Source organism: Pseudomonas sp. S4_EA_1b (assembly GCF_016307435.1).
Lineage (GTDB): Bacteria > Pseudomonadota > Gammaproteobacteria > Pseudomonadales > Pseudomonadaceae > Aquipseudomonas > Aquipseudomonas rhodesiae.
In genome coordinates this window covers 1-1,206 of record NZ_JAEILC010000206.1, presented here as the reverse complement: position 1 = coordinate 1,206, position 1,206 = coordinate 1, and the positions used below count along the sequence as shown (strand labels likewise).

Genomic DNA, 1,206 nt, shown 5'->3' with positions numbered 1-1,206 from the left:
GCTGAACAATTAACCCGTTCGCACCGCCCCCATTTCCAAGCCGGTTTTTTTCAACCTACCGGCCTTATTTGCATTTCCAGGGCCGATTTTCGCCCTCATTTTGCTGATTTGCGGGTCAACCCGCCTTTCAGACGGATTTATCCCGCCGCCCGTTGCAAATACCGCTTGGCCAGCATCAGATTGGCCAACCCAAACAGACTGGAACAACTGCGCCGTATTCTTTTCCAGCCCACGGTAGAGAACCTTGCGATGATTGAAGCGCACCTTGATTACCTGAAATGGGTGCTCGACCTTGGCACGCAGTTGCGCCTTGGCGTATTCGATCTTGCGCTTGACCCTGTACAGCACACTGCCTTCGCCGTGCTGCTTGTAACTGCTTGGCCGGGCTGCAATCGACCAGATAACGTCCCGTTCAGCATGCTCCGGTCGCTTGGCCGTACCGGTGTATCCAGCGTCACCCGAAACATAGGTTTCGGCACCGTGCAGCAACTGGTCGACCTGGGTGACATCCGCCACGTTGGCGGCCGTCCCTACCACGCTGTGCACCAGCCCCGACGTGGCGTCGACACCAATGTGAGCCTTCATCCCGAAGTGCCATTGATTGCCTTTCTTGGCTTGATGCATCTCAGGATCACGCTTGCCTTCTCGGTTCTTGACCGAGGGCGGCGCGGCGATCAGGGTAGCGTCGACGATAGTGCCTTCCTTGAACAGCAGACCCCGGCCGGCCAGATGCAGGTTAATCGTTTCAAACAGCACCCGCGTTAGCCGATGGGTTTCCAGCAAGCGGCGAAAACGCAGTAAGGTAGTGGCATCCGGTGCCGACTCGCGGCCCAGGTCGATGCCCATAAAACCACGGATGGCCTGGCTGTCGTAGACGGCATCTTCGCAACCTTCATCGGAGAAACCGAAACACTGCTGCACAACATACATGCGCAGCATGCGTGACAACCTAATCGCAGGGCGTCCGCGCTTGCCTGTGGTGTCGCTATAGAACGGCGCCACTTGCGCCTCCAGCAGTGCCCAGGGCACCAGCTGTTCAAGGTCAGCCAGGAAGCGATCTCGGCGAGTCTGCTTTTTTTTGCTGGTGTATTCGAGTTCGGAGAAGGTCTTCTGCACGCGCGTAACGCTCACGGAGAGGGTGGCTGGTTGAAGGTACTCAGTGTGCCAAGGGTGGGGACGGTTGGCTATTTTTGCAGCGTCTCCCTA

At 57.5% G+C, this 1,206-nt stretch carries 1 protein-coding gene; it reads right to left on the bottom strand.

Annotation, left to right across the window (positions count from 1 at the left end; genetic code table 11):
* Window positions 1-137 precede the first annotated feature (137 nt).
* A protein-coding gene (locus YA0848_RS35610; protein ID WP_152668489.1) for an IS5-like element IS1406 family transposase occupies window positions 138-1,116 on the bottom strand; the annotation gives its coding sequence in 2 pieces (ribosomal slippage) (window positions 138-200 and window positions 202-1,116; 978 coding nt in all).
* Between the last annotated feature and the right edge of the window lie 90 nt (window positions 1,117-1,206).